This window comes from Cellvibrio sp. KY-GH-1 (genome assembly GCF_008806975.1).
GTDB lineage: Bacteria > Pseudomonadota > Gammaproteobacteria > Pseudomonadales > Cellvibrionaceae > Cellvibrio.
The window spans coordinates 2,403,831-2,428,108 of sequence record NZ_CP031728.1 but is presented as its reverse complement, the minus strand read 5'-3'; the positions used below and the strand labels follow the sequence as shown (position 1 = coordinate 2,428,108).

24 protein-coding genes are annotated in these 24,278 nt (G+C 49.3%); 14 read left to right on the top strand and 10 right to left on the bottom strand.

All coding sequences use genetic code 11. The annotated features are described in order from the left end of the window. Positions 1–107: 107 nt before the first annotated feature. Positions 108–728, top strand: coding sequence for a DUF642 domain-containing protein (locus tag D0C16_RS10590; protein WP_225318981.1), 621 nt, complete (start codon positions 108–110; stop codon positions 726–728). Between the two features lie 51 nt (positions 729–779). On the opposite strand, the gene D0C16_RS10585 is transcribed toward D0C16_RS10590, so the two are convergent. From D0C16_RS10585 to D0C16_RS10560, 6 genes are all read right to left on the bottom strand, one after another. After that, positions 780–2,813, bottom strand: a complete 2,034-nt coding sequence (locus D0C16_RS10585) for a DUF3488 and transglutaminase-like domain-containing protein (protein WP_151032356.1) — start codon at positions 2,811–2,813, stop codon at positions 780–782. Further along, positions 2,810–3,799, bottom strand: coding sequence for a DUF58 domain-containing protein (locus D0C16_RS10580; RefSeq protein WP_151032355.1), 990 nt, complete (start codon positions 3,797–3,799; stop codon positions 2,810–2,812). Before D0C16_RS10580 ends, D0C16_RS10585 begins: the two co-directional genes overlap by 4 nt. A 4-nt stretch (positions 3,800–3,803) precedes the next feature. Next, positions 3,804–4,718, bottom strand: a complete 915-nt coding sequence (locus tag D0C16_RS10575) for a MoxR family ATPase (protein ID WP_151032354.1) — start codon at positions 4,716–4,718, stop codon at positions 3,804–3,806. A 96-nt stretch (positions 4,719–4,814) separates the two neighbouring features. Then, on the bottom strand, positions 4,815–5,828 hold the full coding sequence (locus D0C16_RS10570) for a diguanylate cyclase (RefSeq protein WP_225318980.1): 1,014 nt from the start codon (positions 5,826–5,828) through the stop codon (positions 4,815–4,817). A gap of 67 nt (positions 5,829–5,895) precedes the next feature. Next, the gene (locus D0C16_RS10565; protein ID WP_151032352.1) at positions 5,896–7,338 is read right to left on the bottom strand and encodes a carboxylesterase; all 1,443 of its coding nucleotides are present in this window, start codon (positions 7,336–7,338) and stop codon (positions 5,896–5,898) included. Between the two features lie 95 nt (positions 7,339–7,433). After that, a complete protein-coding gene (locus tag D0C16_RS10560) occupies positions 7,434–8,255 on the bottom strand; it encodes a triacylglycerol lipase (RefSeq protein WP_191968689.1) in 822 nt (273 codons plus the stop codon). Positions 8,256–8,298: 43 nt separating this feature from the next. Between D0C16_RS10560 and D0C16_RS10555 the strand changes: the two genes are divergently transcribed. Then, on the top strand, positions 8,299–9,117 hold the full coding sequence (locus D0C16_RS10555; protein ID WP_151032351.1) for a TatD family hydrolase: 819 nt from the start codon (positions 8,299–8,301) through the stop codon (positions 9,115–9,117). Between the two features lie 40 nt (positions 9,118–9,157). On the opposite strand, the gene D0C16_RS10550 is transcribed toward D0C16_RS10555, so the two are convergent. Together D0C16_RS10550 and D0C16_RS10545 are read right to left on the bottom strand one after the other, a co-directional pair. Beyond that, positions 9,158–10,489 carry a GGDEF domain-containing protein gene (locus D0C16_RS10550; RefSeq protein WP_151032350.1) on the bottom strand — a complete coding sequence of 444 codons (1,332 nt, stop codon included), beginning with the start codon at positions 10,487–10,489 and terminating at the stop codon, positions 9,158–9,160. Between the two features lie 242 nt (positions 10,490–10,731). Beyond that, positions 10,732–11,901, bottom strand: a complete 1,170-nt coding sequence (locus tag D0C16_RS10545; RefSeq protein WP_151032349.1) for a glycoside hydrolase family 18 protein — start codon at positions 11,899–11,901, stop codon at positions 10,732–10,734. A gap of 190 nt (positions 11,902–12,091) precedes the next feature. Here D0C16_RS10545 and D0C16_RS10540 point away from each other — a divergent pair, with 190 nt between their 5' ends. Next, the gene (locus D0C16_RS10540; RefSeq protein ID WP_225318979.1) at positions 12,092–12,577 is read left to right on the top strand and encodes a SufE family protein; all 486 of its coding nucleotides are present in this window, start codon (positions 12,092–12,094) and stop codon (positions 12,575–12,577) included. Here the strand turns inward: D0C16_RS10540 and tcdA are convergent. Further along, positions 12,574–13,380 carry a tRNA cyclic N6-threonylcarbamoyladenosine(37) synthase TcdA gene (gene tcdA / locus D0C16_RS10535; RefSeq protein ID WP_151032348.1) on the bottom strand — a complete coding sequence of 269 codons (807 nt, stop codon included), beginning with the start codon at positions 13,378–13,380 and terminating at the stop codon, positions 12,574–12,576. The two genes, D0C16_RS10540 and tcdA, sit on opposite strands and share 4 nt — an antisense overlap. A 194-nt stretch (positions 13,381–13,574) precedes the next feature. Between tcdA and D0C16_RS10530 the strand changes: the two genes are divergently transcribed. From D0C16_RS10530 to D0C16_RS10510, 5 genes are all read left to right on the top strand, one after another. Beyond that, positions 13,575–14,192 (top strand): response regulator transcription factor, encoded by a 618-nt coding sequence (locus D0C16_RS10530; RefSeq protein ID WP_151032347.1) that lies wholly within the window; start codon positions 13,575–13,577, stop codon positions 14,190–14,192. A gap of 351 nt (positions 14,193–14,543) precedes the next feature. Continuing rightward, positions 14,544–15,380 carry a protein-glutamate O-methyltransferase CheR gene (locus tag D0C16_RS10525; protein ID WP_151032346.1) on the top strand — a complete coding sequence of 279 codons (837 nt, stop codon included), beginning with the start codon at positions 14,544–14,546 and terminating at the stop codon, positions 15,378–15,380. A 115-nt stretch (positions 15,381–15,495) separates the two neighbouring features. Then, a complete protein-coding gene (locus D0C16_RS10520; protein WP_151032345.1) occupies positions 15,496–16,776 on the top strand; it encodes an EAL domain-containing protein in 1,281 nt (426 codons plus the stop codon). Continuing rightward, positions 16,752–19,832 carry an ATP-binding protein gene (locus D0C16_RS10515; RefSeq protein WP_151032344.1) on the top strand — a complete coding sequence of 1,027 codons (3,081 nt, stop codon included), beginning with the start codon at positions 16,752–16,754 and terminating at the stop codon, positions 19,830–19,832. The genes D0C16_RS10520 and D0C16_RS10515 overlap by 25 nt, the downstream gene beginning before the upstream one ends. A gap of 67 nt (positions 19,833–19,899) precedes the next feature. After that, positions 19,900–20,217 (top strand): cupin domain-containing protein, encoded by a 318-nt coding sequence (locus D0C16_RS10510; protein WP_151032343.1) that lies wholly within the window; start codon positions 19,900–19,902, stop codon positions 20,215–20,217. On the opposite strand, the gene D0C16_RS10505 is transcribed toward D0C16_RS10510, so the two are convergent. Next, on the bottom strand, positions 20,208–20,912 hold the full coding sequence (locus D0C16_RS10505) for a hypothetical protein (RefSeq protein WP_151032342.1): 705 nt from the start codon (positions 20,910–20,912) through the stop codon (positions 20,208–20,210). The two genes, D0C16_RS10510 and D0C16_RS10505, sit on opposite strands and share 10 nt — an antisense overlap. 189 nt (positions 20,913–21,101) lie before the next feature. Here D0C16_RS10505 and D0C16_RS10500 point away from each other — a divergent pair, with 189 nt between their 5' ends. The 6 genes from D0C16_RS10500 to D0C16_RS10475 all read left to right on the top strand — a co-directional run bounded on the left by D0C16_RS10500 (position 21,102) and on the right by D0C16_RS10475 (position 24,278). Further along, positions 21,102–21,872 carry a hypothetical protein gene (locus D0C16_RS10500; protein WP_151032341.1) on the top strand — a complete coding sequence of 257 codons (771 nt, stop codon included), beginning with the start codon at positions 21,102–21,104 and terminating at the stop codon, positions 21,870–21,872. Continuing rightward, positions 21,872–22,267: a hypothetical protein gene (locus tag D0C16_RS10495; RefSeq protein ID WP_151032340.1), complete on the top strand. Its 396-nt coding sequence runs from the start codon at positions 21,872–21,874 to the stop codon at positions 22,265–22,267. The genes D0C16_RS10500 and D0C16_RS10495 overlap by 1 nt, the downstream gene beginning before the upstream one ends. Before the next feature lie 38 nt (positions 22,268–22,305). Then, positions 22,306–22,878 carry a transglutaminase family protein gene (locus tag D0C16_RS10490; protein WP_151032339.1) on the top strand — a complete coding sequence of 191 codons (573 nt, stop codon included), beginning with the start codon at positions 22,306–22,308 and terminating at the stop codon, positions 22,876–22,878. A gap of 13 nt (positions 22,879–22,891) precedes the next feature. Beyond that, positions 22,892–23,311, top strand: coding sequence for a hypothetical protein (locus tag D0C16_RS10485; RefSeq protein WP_151032338.1), 420 nt, complete (start codon positions 22,892–22,894; stop codon positions 23,309–23,311). An 83-nt stretch (positions 23,312–23,394) separates the two neighbouring features. Continuing rightward, a complete protein-coding gene (locus D0C16_RS10480) occupies positions 23,395–23,775 on the top strand; it encodes a GNAT family N-acetyltransferase (protein WP_225318978.1) in 381 nt (126 codons plus the stop codon). A gap of 140 nt (positions 23,776–23,915) precedes the next feature. Next, complete coding sequence (locus D0C16_RS10475; RefSeq protein ID WP_151032337.1) at positions 23,916–24,278, top strand: PilZ domain-containing protein; 363 nt, start codon at positions 23,916–23,918, stop codon at positions 24,276–24,278.

Genomic DNA, 24,278 nt, shown 5'->3' with positions numbered 1-24,278 from the left:
CTATATCTTTGTTTTATCGATGGAATTTCAAACTGGTGCGTTAATTGCTGATTTTGACGTCATGAGTGGGAGACTTAGTCCCCTATAACATTAGCAACAGGGTGCTTATGATGTCCAAATTAATTGCGATTCGTATTTTAGGTGTGTTGGCAGGGTTGTTATTGGCAACGGGTGCTCAGGCGAACCTGATTGTTAATGGTGGTTTTGAAGATAATAATGTCGCAGCCGGTAACTGGGCCTATTTTTCTTCATCCAGTGTCAATGGCTGGGACGGCGATAACATCGAGATTTGGGATAACTTTGGTGGTGTAGTGGCCCCTGAAGGTACCCAGCACGCCGAGCTGAATGCTCATCCTTTTGACGGTACAGTGTTTTCTATCTTCCAGAGTTTCGCGACTGTGATTGGCCAAACCTACGATGTGTCCTTTTTTTACAGCGCGCGCTCCAGTAGCAGTGAGCAGTTTTCTTTTAGTGCCGGCAGTCTTGCGGCGATATTAAATGATCATGTTGTGGGTAGTTGGAAGCAATACACTGGCAGTTTTGTCGCCACTGGCACTAGCAGTACCATCACGTTTACCAGTTACGATAATTCGACGGTTGGTAATTTTTTGGATGATGTGGTTGTCACTGCGCGTGCAAATGTTGTGGAATCCAACCCGATTTTGATGTTGTTTGTTGGCCTGGTGGGATTGTTCTTCAGCAGAAGAAAACTGCGCAACGGACGTTAATTCATCTGCATCTTACCTGCTAAAAAGCCGCTCTTTTGAGCGGTTTTTTTTTTACACTTTGGGAAAATTTTTTATCGCGCGTTCCAGTTGTTTTAGTTCATCGGGATGCGGTTTATCAGTGTGATGTACCTGCGTTGCGAGTGGTGGTTCGTAGGCGATCTTTACAAACAGCTGATGAATGACTTCAAGCGCTTGCCTATATTCCGGATGAGTACTTAATAAACGTTGGATAAAATTACCCAAGGTTTCTCCTGGGGGGCGTCTGTGACCTGACTGCGCCAATTTTTGCTCCAGCTTTTGGATGGCGCGTACTTCTGGTCGTACGACGTGGATAAGTTGGTTGCGTAACAGTAGCCACGCAAAAAGTGCGGCGCCCACCAACCCCAGTGCAATCAATCCAAGTGTTAATCGCCAGGGTTCGGTACCGCCGAGCAAGCGCGAAAGCAATCCGTCCTGAGTTTCAGTGTCGTAATTAAGTACCCAGCGTTGCCAGACGTAGGTTGCGGCATCCCAGCGAATTTGTAACTGTAAGAATAGGGGTGAGTTTTCCCACGCACTGCTGACCAGCTTTAGGTCTGACTCGCTAAGCGCTTCGTTAATTCCCTGTTCAATTCGGTTGGGGGCGACCGCCGCAGTTGGATCAATCATTTGCCAGCCTTTTCCTTCAATCCACACTTCTGTCCACGCATGAGCGTCTGATTGGCGTACCAGCAAGTAATTTTCTAAGGGGTTCCATTTACCTCCCTGATAACCTACTACTACGCGCGCGGGTATTCCGGCCGCGCGCAACAAAAAACTAAAGCTGCTGGCAAAATGTTCACAAAAGCCTCGTTTCGTCTGGAACAAAAATTCGTCAACCGAGTGCTGGCCAAGCGTGGGAGGTTGCAAGGTGTAACTGAATTCCCGATTAAACAACGCCAGTGCACGCTCGACAATTTGTTGATCGCTTAATTGCTGACGTTGCCAGTTCTGCGCCATTTCTCGAGTTTGAGGGTTGCTCCCTTTCGGCAGACGAGTGAAGTTGTCGCGCTGAGGTTTTGATAATTGCGGCATCTCTGGCCACTCAATCTGTAGGGCCGAGGTCACCTCATAGCTCATGCGTTGGGCGACAGGGATGCGATTCATCAGCAGCGAATCCGTTGTAATGCGTACGGTGCTTGATGGGGTTTGGGCCTGTTGTGGAGTCATCAGACTAAAGAGCCAGGGTTGACCGTGGGGCTCAACAATAATGTTGTAAGTTATCAAGTCGCGCTTGATCTCATTAGAATCAATGGTTCTTCCTCCCCAGGGATCGCGCATCCGCCAGCTACGCCCATCAAAGTTGTCCAATACCAGGCCGCGCCAATAAAGTTGGCAGACGCTTGGCACCTTGTCGTTGAAGCTAACTCTGAATGCCGGTGCCGGGTTGAGTGCCAGATTGCCCAGGTCGCCTGGGGCCAGACTATCGCTAAAACCGGTTTTAGCGGCCTGTTGATTGGGGGTTGCCCAGAGAGGCCCGAGGCGAGGGATAACCACAAATAGCACCAACATGATGGGTAACGCATGGAGCAGGATTGCGCTGCCTCGCTTTAAGCGAGCTCCGGTGGTCTGGGCTCGTGTGAGGTAGAGTGAACGCCAACTTGCAAGGAGTTGCGCCACGCTAATCAAGCAGTAAGCTGCCATTTGAGGCGATTGGCTAAATAGCAATTGTGTACTGCAAATAATAAAACCGATCAGGATCAATAATTGTGCATCGCGGATGGAGTTAACCTCTATCAGTTTTAGTGAAAACGCACAAACCAGCAGACCAATCATGGTTTCTGTGCCTGATTGGCCCGCGTAGCTAGCGTACATCCCCAGCGCGCAGGCGCAGGTGAGTAAGGTTTTGGTCAGTTTGCCGGGCGCCCCCCAGCGGGCACGAAACATTTGAACACGCCAGCATGCCGCAAAGGCCCACACCAAGGATAACCACACTGGGAGATTGAATATTAGCGGCAGAATTAATACGGCCTGCATAATGAGTAACCAGACGAGCTTATCGCGTACCAAGTACTCAGTCCTGGTTGCGGGAACCTTTGATCCGCGTTGCCATATACGTGCAATCATTGTTGCTGATTCCCTGCGCGTGGCAAATTAAACTCGGCCAGAACTTTAAGCACAGCATTCAAGTGATGATCACCCAGTGCAGGGGCCAATTGTGTGTCTGGCATGGCGAGCCCATAAGGAATTTGCCGAAGCTCATAGTGCAATGCCCAGAAACAGAGTCCGGCGAGGCGCAGCTCCTGCGGCTGGTTCAGGCTCTGCCAATCCAGCCACTTTTCAGCGGAAAAATAGGCTTCGTATTCTTTAGTAAATAGTCCCTTTTCCTGCGCATATTGTTTCCAGGCGATGTGTTTGATGGGATCACCCGCCTGGTAAGTTCGCAATCCGGAGAAGTCATCGCCACCCGACTGGGGGTTGCCACCTTCCTCATTGCCATCGGTAGCTTGGTGTTGGGGTTCTTCACAGGCTACCGGGGCGGGATAGATCAGTGCCTGCGCATCCAAGTTTAACCAGCTCCAGCAACGAATAATTCCCAGGGGAAATGTGCTTTGCAGCAGTAGCCGGCCTGGCCACAAGTACCCGCGTTCCGAGCTGTTTGCGTACAGGGTGATGCGCGTAGGTTCGTTGGCATTGAGTGTGACAACGCGCGTGTCGCCGCCCGGCCAACGCAACTCCAGGTGATCACAGCCTTGTTTGTGGGTGGTTGTTAACTCAAGTTCGAAGCAGGTGGGTTCGCCGGCGAAGGCCGGTTTGGCGCCGATAAACGTGACACGAATACCCGCGAGGTTGGCAAAGGCGTGAAGAATTGCCACCACGAAAATACTCATCATCAGATAAGCGAGCGCCAGAATAAGGTTGTTCTGATAGTTGGTGCCCAGCATCCAAATGATTAGGGTCACCAATAGAAACATCAGTCCGGTCAGGTTGGGAAAGGTATAGAGGTTCTTGCGATTGAGAGTGATGGAACGTGCGCGCGGGGTACGCGTGTCTACCCAGCGATAGAAACGAGTTTCCCAAGCGATACGCCAGGCACTACGGGGGTTGTTCATAGGGTTAGGCAAGTACGTTCACGCTCTCACGAAGGTGTTTTACCAACGGTTCAGTGTCTTGGCTATGGCCTCGGCCGCGCACGCGGTGACCGACTACAGCGGGCAATACCGCTTGAATATCTTCTGGGACCAGGTATTCGCGATTGTGAATCAATGCCCAGGCTTTTGCACCGCGCAATAGTGCGAGTGCACCGCGGGGAGAAAGTCCGTAGGTGAATTGCGCATCGGTGCGGGTGAACGCAACCAGTCGCTGCACATAATCAAGCAGGGAATCACTGGCTTTGATTACATGTACTGATTGTTGTATGCCCGCCAATTGCTCGGGCGTTACCAGCGAAGTGAGCTGGCGGATACGCGCTCGGGGATCAACCCCTTCAAATAGCATGCGCTCTGAGGCTGGGCTGGGGTAGCCGAGGGAGATGCGCATTAAAAAGCGATCCAACTGCGATTCCGGAAGTGGAAATGTTCCGCTTTGCGATAGCGGGTTTTGGGTGGCGATAACAAAAAATGGTGTAGGTAGTGGGCGGCTTTTACCTTCTATGGTCACTTGCCCTTCCTCCATGGCTTCGAGTAAGGCGCTTTGGGTTTTGGGCGAGCTACGGTTGATTTCATCGGCAAGCAGAACCTGTGTAAACACTGGCCCCGGGTGAAATTTAAAAACCCCTTGCTCACGTTCAAAAATCGCTACACCCAGAATATCGGCGGGCAGTAAATCGCTGGTAAATTGCACGCGCTCGAATTTCAGCCCCAACACCTTAGCCAAGCAATGGGCCAGCGTGGTTTTGCCCATACCGGGCAGGTCTTCAATGAGTAGATGGCCCTCGGCGAACAGGCAGGCCAATGCCAATCGAACTTGTTGGTCTTTGCCCAATAATACTTGGTCAACCTGGTCAATAATGTTGGAAATTAACGACTGCATGGGAATCCTTGTGCGCTGTTGATAATGGCGAGCATAGCCCAGCGAGAATGCGGCGGAAATTAAAGAAACGCAAAGCTGATGATTGATTCACTCTGATTAACTATCGCGCTGGGTATCGGCAACCACCACACAGTTACGTCCTAATTGTTTGGCTTGATATATCGCTTTGTCCGCGCGGTTAAACCAGTCCTCCAGCTTTTCATCGGTTGCAAGTTGGGCGAGGCCGAATGATGCAGTGAGAGCACCCTCAGGGTCGCGCAGCTCCAGCTCTATTTGCGCTCGCAATTGTTCGGCGATCACCACCGCATCTTCCAGGTTAGTATTGCGTGCAAGCACCACAAACTCCTCGCCGCCAAAACGAAATACCCGATCCGTTTTACGCACGCGCCGGCTTAGCAATCCGGCGAGTTGGATGAGCACACCATCGCCCACGCTGTGACCGAATTTATCGTTCACCATTTTAAAAAAATCCAGGTCAAGCAGTATCAGGGTGGCGGGTATCTGGTTGCGCGCATGGTCGTGGATACTCAGCCGCATTTCTTCATTCATTGCGCGCCGATTACCCAACTGCGTTAACGCGTCCTGGATAGCAACACTTTGCAGAATTTCCTGTTGGCGCGTGGTGAGCAGGGCAAAGCTATAGGCCATGCTGCCGCAAATCAGTAATGACGAGATCATGGCGAACATGTGCGTAGTTGATTCCAGTCGCGCCGCAATAGGCACTATGGCCAGAATGGCCAGCACATTGGCAAGCAGTGCGATGTTTGGCTTCAGCAGGAAAAAGTTGGCGAGCAGCGCCGGGAATAACCAGAAAACAAATATGGGTTCATTCAAATGGGCAACGGCAACGGCGCCGGCGGAGTAAAGTGCGGCAGTCACGTTGGAAACCAGCTGGGTCGCCCGACCGCGCCAATAGGTATAGCTGGCGCTACCCAGTGCTATAGACACGATTGCCAGATCAATCGCTGCGTTGAGCACTTGGCCATTCAAATAGCGAATAACTACAAAGGGCGCTATGCCAACGCTGGCGAGAATCGCGAACAGGTAAACAAGTCCACGCTGAAACCTGTTTTTCGCGTCGGTGAATGTTAAGTCGGTGAACCTGGGCACCGGCATTTCTCCCCTGGCGTGACGATTTTTTAGTTTTACCAACCTGTTGACCGGTCGTAGATATAGATCACAGCATAGCTGGTGGACGTGAAATTCCCAGCCATTCATCAATGCGTTGTTCCATGTAGCTATAGAAGGGGTTTGCATTCAGGCGCTGGTTGGCATCGGCCGGTATTACCAGGGTATTTTTTTCACCGCGCAGGCTCAGGTTGCCCAAGCGGATTCCGAAAAATTCCTGCTCGTCGGGTTCAAGTCCAAAGGTGGGGTCATTCATGGGAAACGGAATGGCGACGTGGGATAGCGAAAATACACCGCGCGGGTATTCAAGCGGCAGTTGTGTTTCGTGCTCGGACAGTGCACCCTCAGGGCGGCGCCATTCGCTGATTTGGTTGGTCTCTGATGTGCGATTACCCAGTTTTACCAGATGGTAATTGCGTGCAGTCGGTTGAAATAATGCGTTAAGTAATTCCTTGCTGTCGCTGCGGGTAATGGGCGCAAAGTATTGATTGCGATTGATGTCGAAGATCACCAGCTCGCTCGGGCTTTGTTGCGTATTTTCTGGCAGGGCGCGATAAAAATATTCCTCTATCGCGGCGGTGCTTACCGTAGTATCGACGAGCGATTGAAAGCTGAGACTGGGAGGAAAATTGACTAATTTATTTTTCGCTGCTGCTAATTGGATTTTGCGTTGTAGATGCTTGGTCAGTCTGTGCGCCTGCCAGCCTGCATTAACAGTAAATGAATTGTATTTGAAGGGATTGTATTCCGGTTTTTTATTTAACCAGCGCTCGTCGCTCAGCAGCGGTAAATGCCCAGCCAAATCCAGCCCCTTGCTGAGAGCGGCGAACTTGCTGACGCCAATCATGGGTGAAAGCAGCACCATTTTTCGTGGTTGCGGCAATTGCTGGTTTTCCTGAGCCTGTAGTGCGTAGTTTATTGCGAGCGCGGCTCCGGTGGAGTAACCAACCATAGACAGTTCACTGTTATCACCGATTTGCCGGCGCAATTCGCGCATGGCCAGTTCAGTAACCGCTGCCCAATCTTCCCATTGCACATTAAGCAATCCGGTGGGCAAAGTGCCGTGCCCGGGCAAGCGCACGCCAATCACATAAAAACCTTGTTGCTGTAAATGTAATGCCAGGCTGCGAATGGAATAGGGTGAATCACTTAACCCGTGCAGCATCACCACGCCGCCGCGCAGGTGTTGTGGTTTTAAGACAAAGCTGCGGTTCCAATTGCGACTGTGATTGAGTGAGTTGAGCGGCGAATCAAACTGAAAACGGTAAGCATCCGCGCGTGGATTAGCGCGCAGAGTTTGTTGCAGCTGTGCAAATAAGCGGGTTTCCTGGGCGAGGTAATCGGCCCAGCGATAGTTGGGTGTAGCATCCGCTGCCGTAAATTCTTCATCCAAAATAATGCGGTGCCAGGGTTTGGCATTTTTTACTGTACTGCAGCTGGCTAACACCAGACTGCACATCAATAGCAAAAAGAAACGGGGCCAAATGTGCATTATCAATCCATCGCGCATGGTAGAAATTTCCACTGTCTGGTTTTTTGTTTAGCGTAAGTTGTCGCGGTTACTGTTGTTGAGCCTAAGGTGACTGGCTATTTTTTTGGCGGGAGCAATGTCTTGTCATGAATAAAATGACCCAGCTTTAAATAGTTTAGGCTTTGGCGAATGGCATTTTTATCTTTCATAATAAATGGGTGCGATACAGGAACGCTGAGAAAATCGCGCATGCCTTCTATTTTGGTATTTTCCAGCGAGACTTTGCCGTCATCCGGGTTGGGCAAATAGAGCGAGAGAATCCAGTTAATACTGCGTGTGCCGGCGATCACACCCAGGTCAAAAGTGACTGGCCCCAGGGTGTTTGGCAGGCTGTCTGCATCCGTGCCCAACTCTTTACCGGCGGGGCCATTCAATGCCGTGAATCCGGGGACATTTTTTAATTTATCCACTACCTGACTGCCTTTATTGGGCGGTGCAAACATGACCACACGTTTAAGCTCGGGTATGTTGTGATTACTGACATATTGGCGCAACAAAATTCCGCCCAGTGAGTGGGTGATAAAATGAATATTGGTTGGCGTATGTTCGCGGCATTTGGCGAGCGCCGGAGCAATGGCCAGTTCGGCTAGTTGGACGATAGGAAATTTACGCGAAGGATAACCAACATTTACTACATGGTAATTGGCTGCCTGCAATGCCTCCGCGAGCGGGCGCATCGATTTGCTGGTGCGAGCCAGACCGTGCAAGAGTATGACGCAATCTGGTTGTGCACTCGTGTCGGCCGCGCTGGTCGCGATGAGGGTCACTGATGAGTCTGCCCGTGCGGTCTGGCAGCAAATACTTGCGATCAGTGAACAGGCTGCCGCAAGTAACGGGACGCTTGAGCGGGATAACAAACTGCGAAAAAATGAGCGCATAACAATCTGTACAGAGCAAAAGACCAGCACAGGGTAGCCGTAAATGCGATTTTTTGACAGCCATTGCCACTTTGACTTTCCCGAGTTTGACGCGGATCGCGCTGCAGTGTGGCAGAAGGCGCAAGCTCACCGGGTTTATGGGCTGGCGATGCCTGGGGTTTATCCTGCGCAGTGGGAGCGGCTAGTCGCCATGACATTGGCAACACCGGATTTTTACTTTTCATTGGGGATTCACCCCTGCTGGATTTATCAAGTGGATGTGAGTCAGCTGGCGCTTGCGAAATACACGGAGCAAATTGAGAATTTATTAGCGTCCATGCCGCCTACAGAACAATACCGATTTGTCGCTATCGGGGAATGTGGGCTGGATAAAACTATCGAGCTACCCTTGGTGCAACAACAGGAAATATTTGCCTGGCATATTCAGCTTGCCAATCACTGGCGCAAACCGTTAATGGTACACAGTTTAAAAACCCACAATGAATTGATCGCCCTGTGTAAAAAGAATAAGCCGCGCTATGGTGGTGTCGTACATGCCTTTAGCGGTAGTTATGACACTGCCATGCAACTGATTGATATGGGATTTTATTTGGGGGCGGGCGGGACGATTACCTATGAGCGCGCGCAAAAAACACGTGCGACTTTTTCGCGTGTGCCCTGCGAGGCAATTGTATTGGAAACTGACGGGCCTGATATGCCGTTGTGTGGCCAACAGGGGCAGCGCAATGATCCGTGTAACACAGCGCGCGTGGCGCAGGTGTTGGCGGAGTTGCGAGGTGAAAATGTGGAGGCATTAGCCGCGCAATTGTGGGAGAACACTTGCCGGCTATTTCAATTGCCCGGTGCACCAATAACCCAATAATCGGTTCGAAACTGTTGGTGTTGCGGATTGCTTGTTTCGCCTAGCCAACGACACTCAATTGTGCCGGGCCGTGTTGTGAGCTGCGCACACAATTGCGCCCTTGGGCTTTTGCTACATAGAGGGCTTTATCAGCGCGGCCAATAAAATCGGTGGGCGATTCATCATTCATCTGCTGCGCCACTCCGAAGCTTGCTGTGACTTTCATTCCTTTGGGCCACTCACATTCTTCTACACAGCGGCGTAGTTTTTCCGCAAGGCCCAAGGCATTTTCCAGTGGTGTGTCCGGGCAAGCCAGCACAAACTCCTCGCCGCCCCAACGCGCCAGTAAATCGTGCTCCCGGGTATTACCGCTCAGCGTTTGGGCGAAAATCAGCAGCACCTGATCACCGACATTGTGGCCATAGTGGTCATTGATTTTTTTAAAGTGGTCGATATCAATAAATATTAGCGACAGTGAATTCGCGTGGCCTTCCGTCTGGTGTTGGAATATTGGTGCAAGGCCTTCGCGGTTGAGTACACCGGTGAGTGGGTCGCGCGCGAGTCGCTCTTCCAGTTTTTGCTGTTCCTGATTTAGCAGGCGATTAAGTGATTCCAGTTGCTGCTGTTTTTGCTGATGGCTTTGCAATTCCAATTTTGCTTTGTGCAGCGTGGTGAAAAAATAAATCAACGCCAGTGCAGTCCACACACTCACCAGAATGAGTAGCAATTGGTGATCGCTGATATATTTTCCGCGAAACTCGACGTGCTCGATGATCATTTGGTATTTGCCGGGTGTGACGCGCTCGCCCGTCGCTATTTGTACTCCGCGCACATCGTCAAACTCGGGGCCCCAATAATCCGGCGCGATCTTACCCTGGCTCAACCACCAGGTGGGTACCTGCATGTGACTCAGCTCAATCAGTTGCGGATAGCGGATATGCGTGTCGTAGAGCTCAATGGAGTTGTATTTTTGCGAGTTGGTATCCGTCGGTGTGGCGTAGGCCGGGTTGAAGTTAACCAATTGGAAGCGGATACCAAAGTCCTGGGGTTGTGAATAATGGATATGAAGTTCCACATCATTGAAGCCGCTTAGGTCAATCCCGCGTCCGGTTTCGTCACTGGTCAGAATGAAGCTGATTTCGCAGTAGGGCCACGCGTAACTGGAAGCGATGATTTCGCAATCCAGAATCAATCGTTCCCCTTCGCGCGTTAGTTTGGCAATAGACGCACCGCCGTTGCCGCGGTCATCAATGGTTTCGATACGCACGCCGGCATCTACACCCAGCACCAGGGTTTTCTGTGGACCGAAATACTGCAGTAGTAATACGACAAGCGTGATGAGAATCAGGACTCCGAGCAGCCTGGCTTTCGTAATATCTTGCTGAATGGCCATCGCAATTGATCAACCGCAGTGAGTGTGTTCAGGTTAGTAAAGCACAGTTTTTTTCCCGCTCAAAGCGGCCTTTGCGTGCTGAAGAAAATAATTACTTTTTTATAACTTTTATAGGAAGTTTGAATGCATATTGATGCTTAAATTGTACAGTTTGGTGGTAAAAGGTAACACCTAAAGTGCTGATTCAAAGTGACTATTTATTTGCTAATAGTCACTTTGACCAACGTTGTCATTAGGTGTTTTTATGGGTTTTTACTATGATCCAGATTTTCGCGGATGCTATTTAGCAAACCATTGCTGTCGGTGTCGTGAGGCAATTGCCAGAACATAATGCCGCCCAATTTGTGTGCGCGGAGATACTTCACCTTTTCACCCAGTGAACGAGGGTCATCAAAGGTTGCGAAGATTTTTTGCGTTGCACTGTAGTAATAGGGCGCTTTGGCAATATCATCCCAATGGTAGACAAACCCCTTATTGGAAGGGTAACGGGCTGGGAATTCCTTAAAGCCGGCTCCCTCAATGTGTGCGCCTGTCTGATACAAACCGTTATTGGTTAGGGCGACCTCCTTCCAAACGCGCGCATAAAACGCCGCACCGATGACAATTTTTTCCGGCGCTACACCCAGGCGCAACAAGTGCTGCACGGCATTATCAGTGGAGTCCTTTTGTTGCGGAGTAGAGTAAAGCGCGGTGTGGTGACCGGTATGTGGTGTACCGCCATTGACTATGTCGTAGGTCATGAGGTTGACATTATCCAGAAGGGGCATAATCGTTTTCCAATCCACGGCCGTTGCCAGATAGTGATCAAAACCGCCTGCCGCAAAACTTAATTCGTAATGCGTACCCAGCGCCTTGCGCAATTCGCGCACCAGTTCGCTAAAGTTGTCGCGGTCGTGCGCTGCAAATTTATGGCCCGGGAAACCTTCTATAGTGGGGTATTCCCAATCCAGATCGATTCCATCGGCCTGGTACTCCCGGATGATTTTCAGAGTGGATTGTGCAAATGCCTGGCGATTGGCTGCCGAGTTAAAAATATCGGAGCAGGTTTCGCAGCCGCCCCAACCACCCAATGACAGTAGTACCTTCAGGTGGGGATATTGCTTTTTCAACGCTACCAGTTGGCGCATGGCCTGCTGGTCTTTGGCTGAATCAAAGCCCAACTGATTGCCCTTCAAATGGAGAAAGCTGTAGATAATGTGCGTGAGTTGATTAACGTTGTAGCGGCCCAAATCTGACCCGTCGCCCATGTAATAGGCAATAACTTTTACTGACGGGGTGGGTTGTGCGTTATTGGGTGATTGTGTGGTGTTGGTGGATGGTGATGGATTGGTCGATTGGGTTGAGGTGGCGCTGCACCCAAGCAACACCAAACCGAGCGTCACCAGTAGTGCGCATCGAAAAACGGGCTTCATAAATACCTCGTCGGTTAGCTAACAGTTGTATGTAGTTATCGTAAAAACGCGAGAGGCTGCTGCAGTGGTTGGTGTCTGCGTTTCTCGATGGTGCAGATCACTCGGTTATATTACCCGTTGCGTTTGCCGCTACCAGACAGGTATCAGGTAAAGTTAAATAAAGATAAATGAGTCGTAGAGACCTGAATATTTGCTGGTTTGGGTCATTGCGTATCATCTGGCAGGCGAGTTTAATGCGCGCATTGCCAACGTCCTCGCGATTGAAATCACTATGCTCTATGACGATTTATCCCCTGTATCGCTCGATCAATTGCTTATTGCCAGTAACTGGCAACAGCAGTACAAACTGATTATCCAATGGGGGAAATTAATAGGTACTAAATTGGACATTCGCACGCCGGAAAATCTCATTCGTGGTTGCGAGTTACCAGTGTGGCTGGTTTGTCAGCAGCGGGGTGGAAAATTCTATTTTGCGTTTGATGCAGATAGCAGTGTAATTAAAGGACTCGCTGCGCTCTTGCTAGTGCAGGTGAATGACAGGTCGAGAGATGAATTACGCAATCTCGATTTGGCAGGAACCTTAAAATCATTGGGTCTGGAAAAACATTTAACCCCTTCGCGCAATAATGGTTTGAATGGAATCATTGCGCGCATAGAAGAATTGTTGGCAAGCTAATCTTTCTCGGTTTGCTTTGCCAGGTAGCGCTCAATCGCGCGCGCGGCCGCGAGCATGCCGAAGGTGCTGGTCACCATTACACTGGAACCAAATCCGCCCGTGCAATCCAGCTTTACTCCGTCTTCCAGGTGCTGCTTGGTTTGGCAGACGCTGCCATCAGGTTTCGGGTAGACCATTTGTTCATCGGAATACACTGCATCCACCCGAAATTTGCGTTTGGTGTCGCGCGCAAAGTTAAAGTGGCGATATAACTGCTGGCGAATTTTGTGCAGCATAGGGTCGTTCTGCGCGCGCGCCAAATCATCCACCGTGATTCGTTGTAAATCGCGCTTGCCGCCTGATGAGCCAATCACGATCAGACGAATTTTTACGGCGGAACAATAAGCCACCAAACGCGCTTTCAAGTGCGCTGCATCTATCGCATCAATAATCACATGGTGCTGCGTGCCTAACAGCTGGTGAATATTTTGATCATCGATAAAGTCTTCCACTGAATGAACAATAATTTCCGGGTTGATGTCGCGCAGGCGTTCGCTAATCACCTGATTTTTGGATTTGCCGAGGTTGGAATGTAGCGCATGGGATTGGCGATTGGTGTTGGTAACGCAGACTTCATCCATTTCAATCAGGGTAAGCTCACCGACGCCCGAGCGCGCCAGCGCTTCCGCCACCCAGGTGCCTACGCCGCCCAGCCCGACAACGGCGAAGTGGGCATTGGTGAGGGCGGGCAGCGCGTCCTGACCATAGAGGCGACCTATGCCGCTAAAGCGTTGTAAGTAGGCTTGGGTTAGAGGTCTGGTCATGATTTGCGTCGAGGTGATTAAAAGTGGCGGCTTTTTAACGGAGAAAATACTCAAATTCAAGGCCTTGGCGGGTAAATCGGTGAGACGCTGCTACACTTTTTAAATCTTGTTATTGAATTGGTTATAACAAACCTATTTGTGTCTCTGGAGTTTGGCCTCCGAGAGTCGATCAGATACAGAAAGTTGAGTGCTTCATGAGTAAAACAGCCCTGGCGACCGCCTATTTGATTGACGATGACAGCATAACGCTGGAATTGATGAGTGGCATTATCGAACCCATAGGGGTAGAAACCGTCTGCTTTAGTGATGCCGAGGCCTTCCTTTCTGCTTACAGTCCAAAGCCCTGTGAATGTGTGATTTCCGACATGCGTATGCCTGGTGTGAGCGGATTGCAGTTGCATAAAGTATTGCAGCAGCGCTATCCGGTGCCCCCGCCCCTAATTATTGTGACTGGTTATGCCGAGGTAAGTGCCGCCGTGGAGGCAATGAAGCAGGGCGCTTATGATTTTGTGGAAAAGCCCATCAACGGCCATCAGTTCCTGGAAAAGCTGCAAACCGCACTGTCGCTCAGTCGCCAGTTGCATCAGCGACGGTTGGATTTATCGGCACGCGAAGCGCGTATCGCCCTGCTGACCCCCAAAGAGCAGGAGGTATTGCAAGCCGTGTTGGAGGGGATGCCGAGTAAAGACATCGCCCAGAAGCTCAATCTGAGCGTGCGCACGGTAGAAAACCATCGCGCCCGGATTATGGAAAAGCTGCGTGTGAATTCCGCGATGGAGCTGATGCGCGATTTTATGCTGCCGGCCCGTTAAATACGGTCTGTGTGGCGCGATTTCTCTCTTGGTTGAGGGAGAGTGACGCGCACATCCGCTTTCTTGTTAACCCTCTTTTTTAGTTGCTAACCCCGCGAGCGCCTTCCCCTGTAAACGTTTCCGTCATTTGTGTTCGGTGCCATTGGAGCATTCCGTTCTCTACTAACCCGGCGGCATTCGGGGTAACTAGGTGTTTTCCCCTAATGGCGGTGAGTAATTCTACTCTCACGGCTTTTTTGCCAATCCCCCACACTGTGAACCCATAAGAGAGTGTTTTTTGAGGTCACACAGGTCGGTAGCGGGTTCATTCATCAGCGTTGTTAAATCGTTTGGAGATAGAGGAAATCATTTGTGAACACTGAGATCAGCAGCTTTGCCTTCCACAAAATCCGCGATTATGTGCACCGCACGGCGGGGATTGTGATTGGCGCCGATAAAACTGCATTGGTCACTGGCCGCTTGTGGCGCCGTCTGGAATTGACTGGCCACTCCACCTACGAATCCTATTTTGCGTTTGTATCCAGTGCAGCGGGCGAGCAAGAGCGCCAGGTCATGTTGGATCTGTTAACCACCAACGAAACCTATTTCTTTCGCGAACCCGCGCATTTTGATTTTTTGCGGAATCAAATCATCCCCGAGCTTGGTCCGCACAAAATGCGTGTCTGGTGTGCAGCATCGTCTACGGGAGAAGAAGCACACAGCATCGCTATGGTGTTGAGCGATACCTTGGGCAAATGCGACTGGGATATTCTCGCTACTGATATTTCGGGCAAAGTGTTGGAAACCGCGCGCGCCGGTGTTTATCGCGCTGAGCGTATCAATCATATTCCAAAGGACTATTTGCAGCGCTTTTGTCGTCGCGGTATCGGCGATTATGAAGGTATGTTAGCGGTGGTGCCCTCACTGCGTTCGCGGATTTGTTTTGAGCAACACAATTTGTTGCATGAACGCGCGAGCGACGAGCAGTTTGATGTTGTATTTTTACGCAACGTACTGATTTATTTTGACCAAGCGACCAAACAAAAAGTATTGGATAATATTTTGAAACGTTTACGTCCTGGTGGTTGGTTGATCCTTGGTCACTGCGAAAGTTTGCAGGGCTTGAATGTTGGGGTAAAAGTCATGCGTCCGTCAATCTATCGCAAGCCAGAAGTAGCACAAGCATTACTAAAGCGCCTAGCCAGTTAATCGTCAATGCGGTCAATGATTGACTGGCGTTAAGCGTGCGAGTTGTTTACAAAAAATTAATTCTGTCAAACAGGAATTTGCTATCCTCCCGGCCAACGGAGAAAAAGAGCAAGTTATGATTTCGCTAAATACGTCTACCCAATTGAGCCAAATCGAGAATCTGCACACTGATCTTTTGCAGCAGGGTGTCATGGTGGTGGATGACAGCAGCATGCACAGGTACAGCGCGCATTTATGTTTGCGTGCATTTGGTATTCATCAAGTGTATGAGGCGGCCAACGGTAAGTTGGCACTCGACCAATTGCTGCAGCTACAACATTTACCCGCTGTTATGTTACTGGATCTGGAAATGCCAGTGATGGACGGTATTGAAGTATTGCAACAATTAGCGCAGCTGCCCAAGCGCCCGGCAGTGGTGCTTGCAAGTAGCTCTGACGAAGTTCTGATAAGTGCGGTAGCTACCATGGCCGAAGCGCTGGGTATTCACTTGCTGGGTTCGTTCCGCAAACCGGTAAACCCGAGTGATCTCGCCGATGCATTGTCTCGTTATCACGCCGGAGTGTGCGTACTGGATGAGCACGCCGCGATTGCGATTGAAACTACGTCGGAGCAATTAAAACTTGCACTCGATCGCGCCAAAATCCAGGTGCACTACCAACCGAAGATTAATCTGGAAACCCTTAGCTTTGCCGGTGTAGAAGCCTTAGCTCGGTGGAAGAATGCGCAGGGCGACTGGATTCCGCCGGGAGTCTTTATCCCGCTCGCCGAAGAACATGGTTTGATTGGCGATTTAACCCTATCGGTGCTTGATCAAATCCTGATGGATATGAACGAGTGGTGGGAGTTGGGTCAATATGTCCCTGTGGCAATTAATCTCTCTGCAAAATCCCTTGCGGAATTTAATCTGGCGAATGAAATTATCCAGCGCGTAATTCGCCAGGGTATCCCCGCACATTTTATTACTTTTGAAATTACCGAGAGTGCGTTGGTAATAGATTTGCCTTCTGCGCTGGCTACTATCAGCCGTTTGCGGTTGAAAGGTTTTGGAATTTCTATCGATGATTACGGCACTGGTTTTTCCTCTATGCAGCAATTATCGCGCTTTCCCTTTTCTGAACTAAAAATTGACCGTTCGTTTGTCGGTGGTGCTCCGGCGCGGCAGTACCTGCGCAATATTTTGAAATCTGCTATCGATATGGGGCAGCGCTTGGGAATTACTACTGTTGCTGAAGGCGTGGAAACCGAAGCCGAGCTACACTTGCTTAAAAGCCTGGGGTGTAAGCAGGCACAAGGGTTCCTGCTGGCGCGGCCTATGCCCGGGCGCGAGCTGCTGGCGTGGGTCGAACGGGATTTGCAAAGTAAACTGGAAATATGCCAAGCATCGCACATTGGTTAGCGCAACGATTTCAATTTCTCTCGCGGGTTAATCCCACCCTGATCTTTGCAGCGCTCGCTATAGCGCTGCTGTTTTTTTTTAGTTCCCTCGCATTACGCCACATCCATGCAAGTCAAGAGCGCGTTATTCGCGAACACCTACTCACATCCCTCGGTTCATTTTCTGAGTTGGTTAATGTCTGGCAACAGCAAAATATTGCCGCCATTCAAATGCTCGCTGATTCCGCTCAGGGAAGGCAACTGCTGCTGAAAGTTCTCCAGGAAGAAGGTAATAACCCTGCTACCCACCAGGCTTTGCGCGAATGGATATATCCAATTTTGTTGGTGATGGGCTTTGACGGCTTTTCGGTAATTAATGAGCAGCGCATTATTGTTGCAGCAAGCACGCCCGGTTACGTTCGACAACCCGTGTTGTTGCCAGAAACCTTGGAAGTACTCAGTAAAGCCTTGGTAAACAAACCGGCCATTTCGCGCCCGGTCACGGCGGTGCGCCCAATTGAAGGGCCGCGTGGCCAACAGCCAGCGGGCACACTCATGCAAAACATGTGTGTATCTTTGGAAAATCAAGGTGATTCCCACGGTTTTTTTTGCTTGCGTTTTAATACCCAGACCAGCTTCTTTCCCATTTTCCTTAAGGGGTGGACGGGGCGCTCCGGCGATATTTATGCAATCGACCAACACGGAAAATTTATTACTCCCGCGCGCTTTGGTAGCAAAGCCAAAGAGTTATTAACGCTGGAGCAGCAGCGTGAAGCGCGTTTGGGCACACCCGTAAGCATTCCGACGGACGATAATGGCAATGCCCCCCTCACCGAGATGGCAGATTTTTTAATTAATCACGAAGCGAGTTTAGTGCGTGTGGATTATCGGGATTACCGAGGTGTGGCGGTAGTCGGGGCGGGCCGCTGGATTCCGGAAATGGAGTTGGGTGTGATAGTGGAGCAGGATCTGAGTGAGGCCATGACCCCCTATTACGCATCGCGCAATATTATTGTGAGCCTTACCGCCGGTGCCATGGCGTTAATTCTGATACTCACGTTTAGTGCGCTCGCTAATCGGCGGCGTCTTGCTGCGCGTGAAGGGCGCTTTCGTTCGCTGCTGGATAACTTGCCACCGCCGGTGCATATGTTGTCTATGAATCACCATGTGATTGTTGCTAACCCATCGTTTTGCAAACTTGTAGGAATCGATAAAGCGGATTTGCTCGGGCGCGAATTTGACAAGCTGCCGATACCCACCTGGCTACGGCCATTGGTCGACGAAGAATTGCGTTGTTCTCCGGAGTCGTGTCGGTACGATGAAATTGTTGCATTAACAACTCGGGAGGATGAAGCGCGCTATTTTCGGATTGTCCGTTTTCCGGTTGAGTACTCGCGCAATCAACGCCCACAGGCCATTGCCAGTGTTTGGCTGGATTATACTGATCGTGTGATAGACAGCCAGCAACTGGAAGCGGTGAATCAAAACCTGGAAGATTTGGTGAATGATCGCACGCGCGAATTAATTATCGCTAAAGATCAGGCGCTCGCCGCTTCGAAAAGTAAAGCAGACTTCCTCGCCAATATGAGCCATGAAATTCGCACCCCCCTCAATGCGATTATCGGCCTGGCGCATGTCGCGCTTACCAGCAATCCGGATACGCGACAAAAAGTGTACCTGGAAAAAATTCGCGGCTCCGGCGAACACTTGCTGGAAATTATCAATGATATTCTCAGTTTTTCGCGCATGGAAGCGGGTAAGTTGGAGCTGGATCACAGTGAATTTTTAATTGATCAGTTGATTGATAAAACGCTCGATTTGGTTTGGGAGAAAGCTGCGGCAAAAAAACTGGAAGTCAAAGTAGTTATAGATCCGCGCGTCCCCAAGCTTCTGCTGGGCGACTCGTTGCGTCTGGGGCAAATACTTATCAACTTCTGTGCAAATGCGGTGAAATTTACTGACAAGGGTTTTATCAGTATCAGCGTAACCCAGGTTCGCGATTGGGAGAAAAAAGTTGAGTTGTTATTTGAAGTCAGAGACACCGGCATCGGTATAGCACCGGAAAAAATAGAACAATTATTCCAGCCCTTTCAGCAAGTTGATGCTTCCAGTGCGCGCCGTTTTGAAGGTACGGGGCTGGGGCTTTCAATTTGCAAAAACCTCGCAGAGTTAATGGATGGAAAAATAGATGTAAAAAGTGTGTTGGGGCAGGGTAGTAATTTTCGTTTGCGGGTGCAGTTGGAAAAAAGTCAGGAAGCAGATATTCCGCTGGTATTTTCCGCTGCCCCCTTGGGTCGTTCACCAACCCAACACTATGCGCCGCTCAATTGCCTCATACTGGTGGTGGAAGATAACCCGCTCAATCAGGAAATTATTCTATCGTTGCTCGATGCTATGGGCGCACAGGCACGCTGCGTCGACTCAGGGTTGGCCGCCATTACGGCGGTACAGCAGGATAATTTTGATTTGGTGCTGATGGATATTCAATTACCAGGTATGGATGGCGTTGAGGCTACTACCCGCATTCGTCAATTGGAAAAGGGCAAGCGTCTACCCATTATTGCCATCACAGCTAACGCTTTGCCGGGTGACAAAGAATCCTACCTCGCAGCAGGCATGGACGACTATCTCGCTAAACCGGTTGATCCTCCTGAGCTATATAAATTACTGGAACAGTGGGGGCACAGCTGTCGCCTGGCCGATACGGTGGTTCCCCCGGTGAGCCGCTTTGAATTTCTATTTAATGGCGGTATAGATACCGAACGGGCTTTGCATCACCTGATGAATAATGAAGCCTTATACAAACGTTTGCTGGAGCGCTTTGCGCGCGAGCGCGCCGAATTCCCGGCACAACTTGAAGCTTTGTTAGCAAATGATTTACCCTCCGCACTCAATCAGGTTCACTCGCTAAAATCCCTCGCTGGCAGCCTGGGGATGTTACAACTTGAATCCATCGCTTTGCATCTGGAAGAACAACTTCGCGCCGGCGCACCGGAAGCGCAACAGGTAGAAAAATTGAATGCGGAATTGTTGGCAATGGTGGAGTTGGTGACTTTGGGGTTAGATCTTAAAAGTTAATCTGCGCTAGGTTTCAAAATTCTCCACCGCATTTAATGAGAAAATAATTTAGCTTGTGGCGACGAAAATGATTACAACGAAAAATCTATTGCAAGATATTCCCGCAGATTTGAAAAATGAAGTATTCGAGATAATTGCTGCGTCTGAATCGGTGAAAGTTGAGCGAATTATTTCAAAGGGGCAAGTATCTAGTGAGTGGTATGACCAAGATCAGCACGAGTGGGTTTTGGTGTTACAGGGGAGTGGTGAGCTGTTATTTGCAGATGGCACCAGTGTTCGTTTGGGCGCTGGCGATTATTTGAATATTCCCGCACATTGCAAGCACAAAGTCAGTTGGACGCCTCCTGATGAAGTGACTATTTGGCTGGCGATATTTTATTCCTGAGTTTCGTCCACCCGCGTGGATTTTCTAAACAGCACTAAAAACGTGTAGCGAGTACTGGCGTCCGGGGTAACATTGCTGGGGCTTTTAATTGAGGTGCGCAGAGCCCGGTTAAAGTCGCAATCGGCACCGGTGATATAAGTAGCCAATTGTTTGCGCAGGCTGGAGTGCTCTTGCGAGAGATCGATAGGGCAATCCCTGTTGGCAGCAGCGGAAACGCTGGCGAATTCCAACCAATCCCGCTCGCAGATAATTAACACCAGGCAATTAGTTTGGTTATCACAAATTTCCCGGTTCCAGTCCGAACAAAGTTTCTCCAAATCCTCAGTGTGGTGAATGGTCTGGCCAAGCTGATCCAGCTCCCTGGCAAACAAATCCAGCGGATAGTGAAATTTTATCTCTACCGAATAAATGGGTGCTTTTATATCAAAGCCTTCCTTGGTAAGGGCAAATAGGCCAATATCCCGCCGGCTCAGGTTAAGCGCAGATTTATCATTTGCCCGCACATAGCCTCTTGGGTATTCTGCAATGGCTACCGTGTCATTGAGGGTTTTATTTAAACTCCGAACGAGCAAATCCCGGATATGCATTTCCTGTTTTAAATAGTAAAACTGTTCGTTGATTTCGAATAAGCCTCGTGAAAATGCTTGGCTGTTTATCAAGTCGACAATGGCTTTATCAAAGGTTTCCATAATCATGTGCGCGGCTTATTGGCTTTATAATAGGGTGATTTGCTGGCTAATCAGGTCTTGCCGATCGAGTTTATAGCTTAGCATGTGATTAAAAATCATGTGACTATAAATCGTGCGACAGTAAATTACGAACAATCCGGGGCAATACTGACGGCCGGTTGCTATGAATAAAAAATGGATATTTGGTAAACAAACGTGACGTTATTGAAACTATTTCTTGTTCCGCTTTTTATTGCGCTGGTTGCTGTTTCGGGCAGAGTTTGGGGCGCCGGTGTTGCCGGTTTGTTATCGGGCTTGCCAATTATCGCTGCACCTATTCTGTGGTTTATTTATTGGGAGCAGGGCCAGGATTTTGCCAGCGCCACGGCGGCGGCTACAGTGAGTGGCATTATTGCCTTATCAACCTTTTGTTTTAGTTATGCATGGTTGTGCGGTCGCTATCAATGGTCCTTGGCGCTGTTATTTTCCATTACTGTTTATTTTGCGGTGGCGTTCTTCGTTGGTCAGTTGAGCTTACCGCTGGTTGGTTCGGTATGCGTGGCTCTTTGTGTACTTTTGTTGCAAATCATTTTTTCGCCCCGCTTGGGTCAGCAGCAGCTTGTGGCTGCTGCATCGACAAGTGAGATTCTTTGCCGCATGGTGTTTGCCTTGTTATTAGTTGTCAGCGTGACACATTTCGCGGCCTGGCTTGGCCCCACGTATAGCGGGATATTTGCTGCATTCCCCATTGCGGGCTCCACCATTGCGTTATTTTCACACCGCAATCACTCGGCCGCCCATGCCATAAGATCGCTTAAATCGATGATGCAGGGTTTACTCAGCATGCTGGTGTTTTTTTATATTGTTGCAATTGCGACCAGTAGCTTTGGATTTTCTACGGCGCTGTTGCTTGCAGCACTAACTGCATTGGTATTGCAATTTGGAATCATTTTGTACGCGAAATCGCTATCGGTGGGTAAGCGCTAATGAATAACATATCCTTTGAAGATTCTTGGATATTTCTGGCAATGAAATATGCCGAAAATGAAAGCCAGGATTATTACACCAGGTTGATTGGTTATTGCGATTCTATTAATCACGCAATACCTGCCTATGGTGATTTTATCGCGACTTATAATAAGTTGCTGTATATAAGCGCCATCAAAAATGAAGAAGGTATGGTGAAAATTTTAGAGTTTGGTAATGCTATTTATGAGGCTGCTTTAAAGAAGCGCGCACAGGATAGCCAGCCGTGGGAGCTTGTCGAGTTAATTTGTACGGAACTAAAGCCCTACAAACTTAAATCAGCTTGTCGCCAAGCGCCCTTATCGGAACAGGAATACCTTGCTGCGATTGATCGATATAAAAATATTAATCTTTAATAGCTTATGTTGTTATGTTAAATGGTGAACAAATAAAAATGGATAAGTTTTTAGCATCTTCTGAATACATAGATTGGGATACTCCCGCCGTATTAGAAAAAGCGCAAGTGCTTGCAGGTGGAGCTGCAAATTCTAAGGATATTGCGCAGCGATGCTTTGAGTTCGTGCGCGATGAAATCAAACACAGTTGGGATTACCAGTTAAACCCGGTGACTTGCAAAGCATCGGATGTGCTTGCCCATGGAACAGGCTACTGTTATGCAAAAAGCCATTTGCTTGCGGCGCTTTTGCGCGCGAACGGAATTCCAGCGGCGCTGTGCTATCAACGACTGACTATTACAGATAACCCACCATTTTGTTTGCATGGACTGAATGCTATATACCTTGAAGACTATGGCTGGTACCGTGTGGATCCGCGCGGTAACAAAACCGGTGTCAGCGCTGAGTTTTGCCCACCCATCGAAAAGTTGGCTTTTCCAATAGTCAAATCGGGTGAAGCGAACTTTCCAGAGATTTTTGCTGAACCGCTACCTGTTATTATCACCGCGCTTACGAGTGCGCGCAGTTATCAGGATGTAGCCAATAACCTGCCAGATGTCGTTTCAATTTGAGGAATTATCAACCATGAATATTATCCCTAAAGTCGGAATCAACAATATCAAATTGGGTATGTCCCGCGCGGAGGTGCAAAACCTTCTGGGCGCGCCAGCGCTTAAAGAAAATCTGGCCGAAGAAGAAATTTGGGAGTTTGAAAACGGGTTGGAATTTTCATTTCAACAAGAAGATAGCTTTCGTTTAAGTTCAATCACTGTCATTGCAGACTCAGCTTTGCTGGATTCAAAACCTATTGTGGGTATCACTGAAGAAGAATTGGAAGATATTTTTCCATCGTTCCAGCTGGACGAAGACTTCAAGCAAGACGGCAAAAGTTACTACGCCGACGACCTGCAATTAATGGCCTGGGTGTTTGAGGGTGAAGTTTTTAACATAATTATTTTCCCGGAATACGATGAAACGAGTGAATTGCCGGTGTGGCCTAAGTAGGTCATTCGTCCAGTAACAAAAAGGATTATTAAATGATTAACGGGTACAAAATTAGTGCCAATAAAAATGACCTGGATTTTTCAGTGGTCTATCAATTTATCGCCTCAAGCTATTGGGCGAAAGGGATACCACAAACGACCATGCAACGAGCAATTGAAAATTCGTTGTGTTTTGGTGTTTTTACTGAGCGAAACCAGCAGGTTGGCTTTGCTCGAGTGATCTCAGACTACGCTACCTATGCCTATTTGGCAGATGTTTTTATTCTAGAAGACCACCGCGGCAAAGGACTGAGTAAATGGCTTGTAGCAGAAATACTGAATCATGCCGATCTGCAGGGGTTGAGGCGTTTTAATTTAGTCACTCGCGATGCGCACGGACTGTATGAGCAGTTTGGTTTTGCACGGTTGCAAACTACCAACGGCTATATGGAAATTATCAACTCGACTATTTATCAACAAGGATGAGATACCAGTTTGCGGGCCGCTTTGTGGATTGAAATCGGCTCCGGCTTATTTTTCGGTGTATTTTTCTTTACGCCCCTTAATTTCTTCTTAACTTTGGTCGCTTTACCGCTTTGGTACAACTTTTAATCGGGTACATCGTTATGCGCCACCAAAGCCGCTTGCAGTTTCGTTCTATTTTTCGGGTGAAAGTTAGCAATCCCAAAACCAATGCACTTATTGGTTATGTGGGCGATGTTTCGGAGCATGGGCTTAAGCTGTTGAGCGATACGCCCTTCGCGCAGGGCGCGCGTTTGCCGGTGCGCCTGCGTATGCGCGTCAAAGAGGATGAAGTGTTGCAATTTGATCTGGACGTCACCTGCAAGTGGACCGGCAGCAACCCCAAAACTGGATATTTTGAGGCCGGCTTCATTTTGGAGCAGCGGTCAGCGGAATTCACCTTATTGGTCGAGAAGATGCGTGTGCAGCGTGGCGAGACTGAAAATGGCGATTACTCTCCGGCTTGA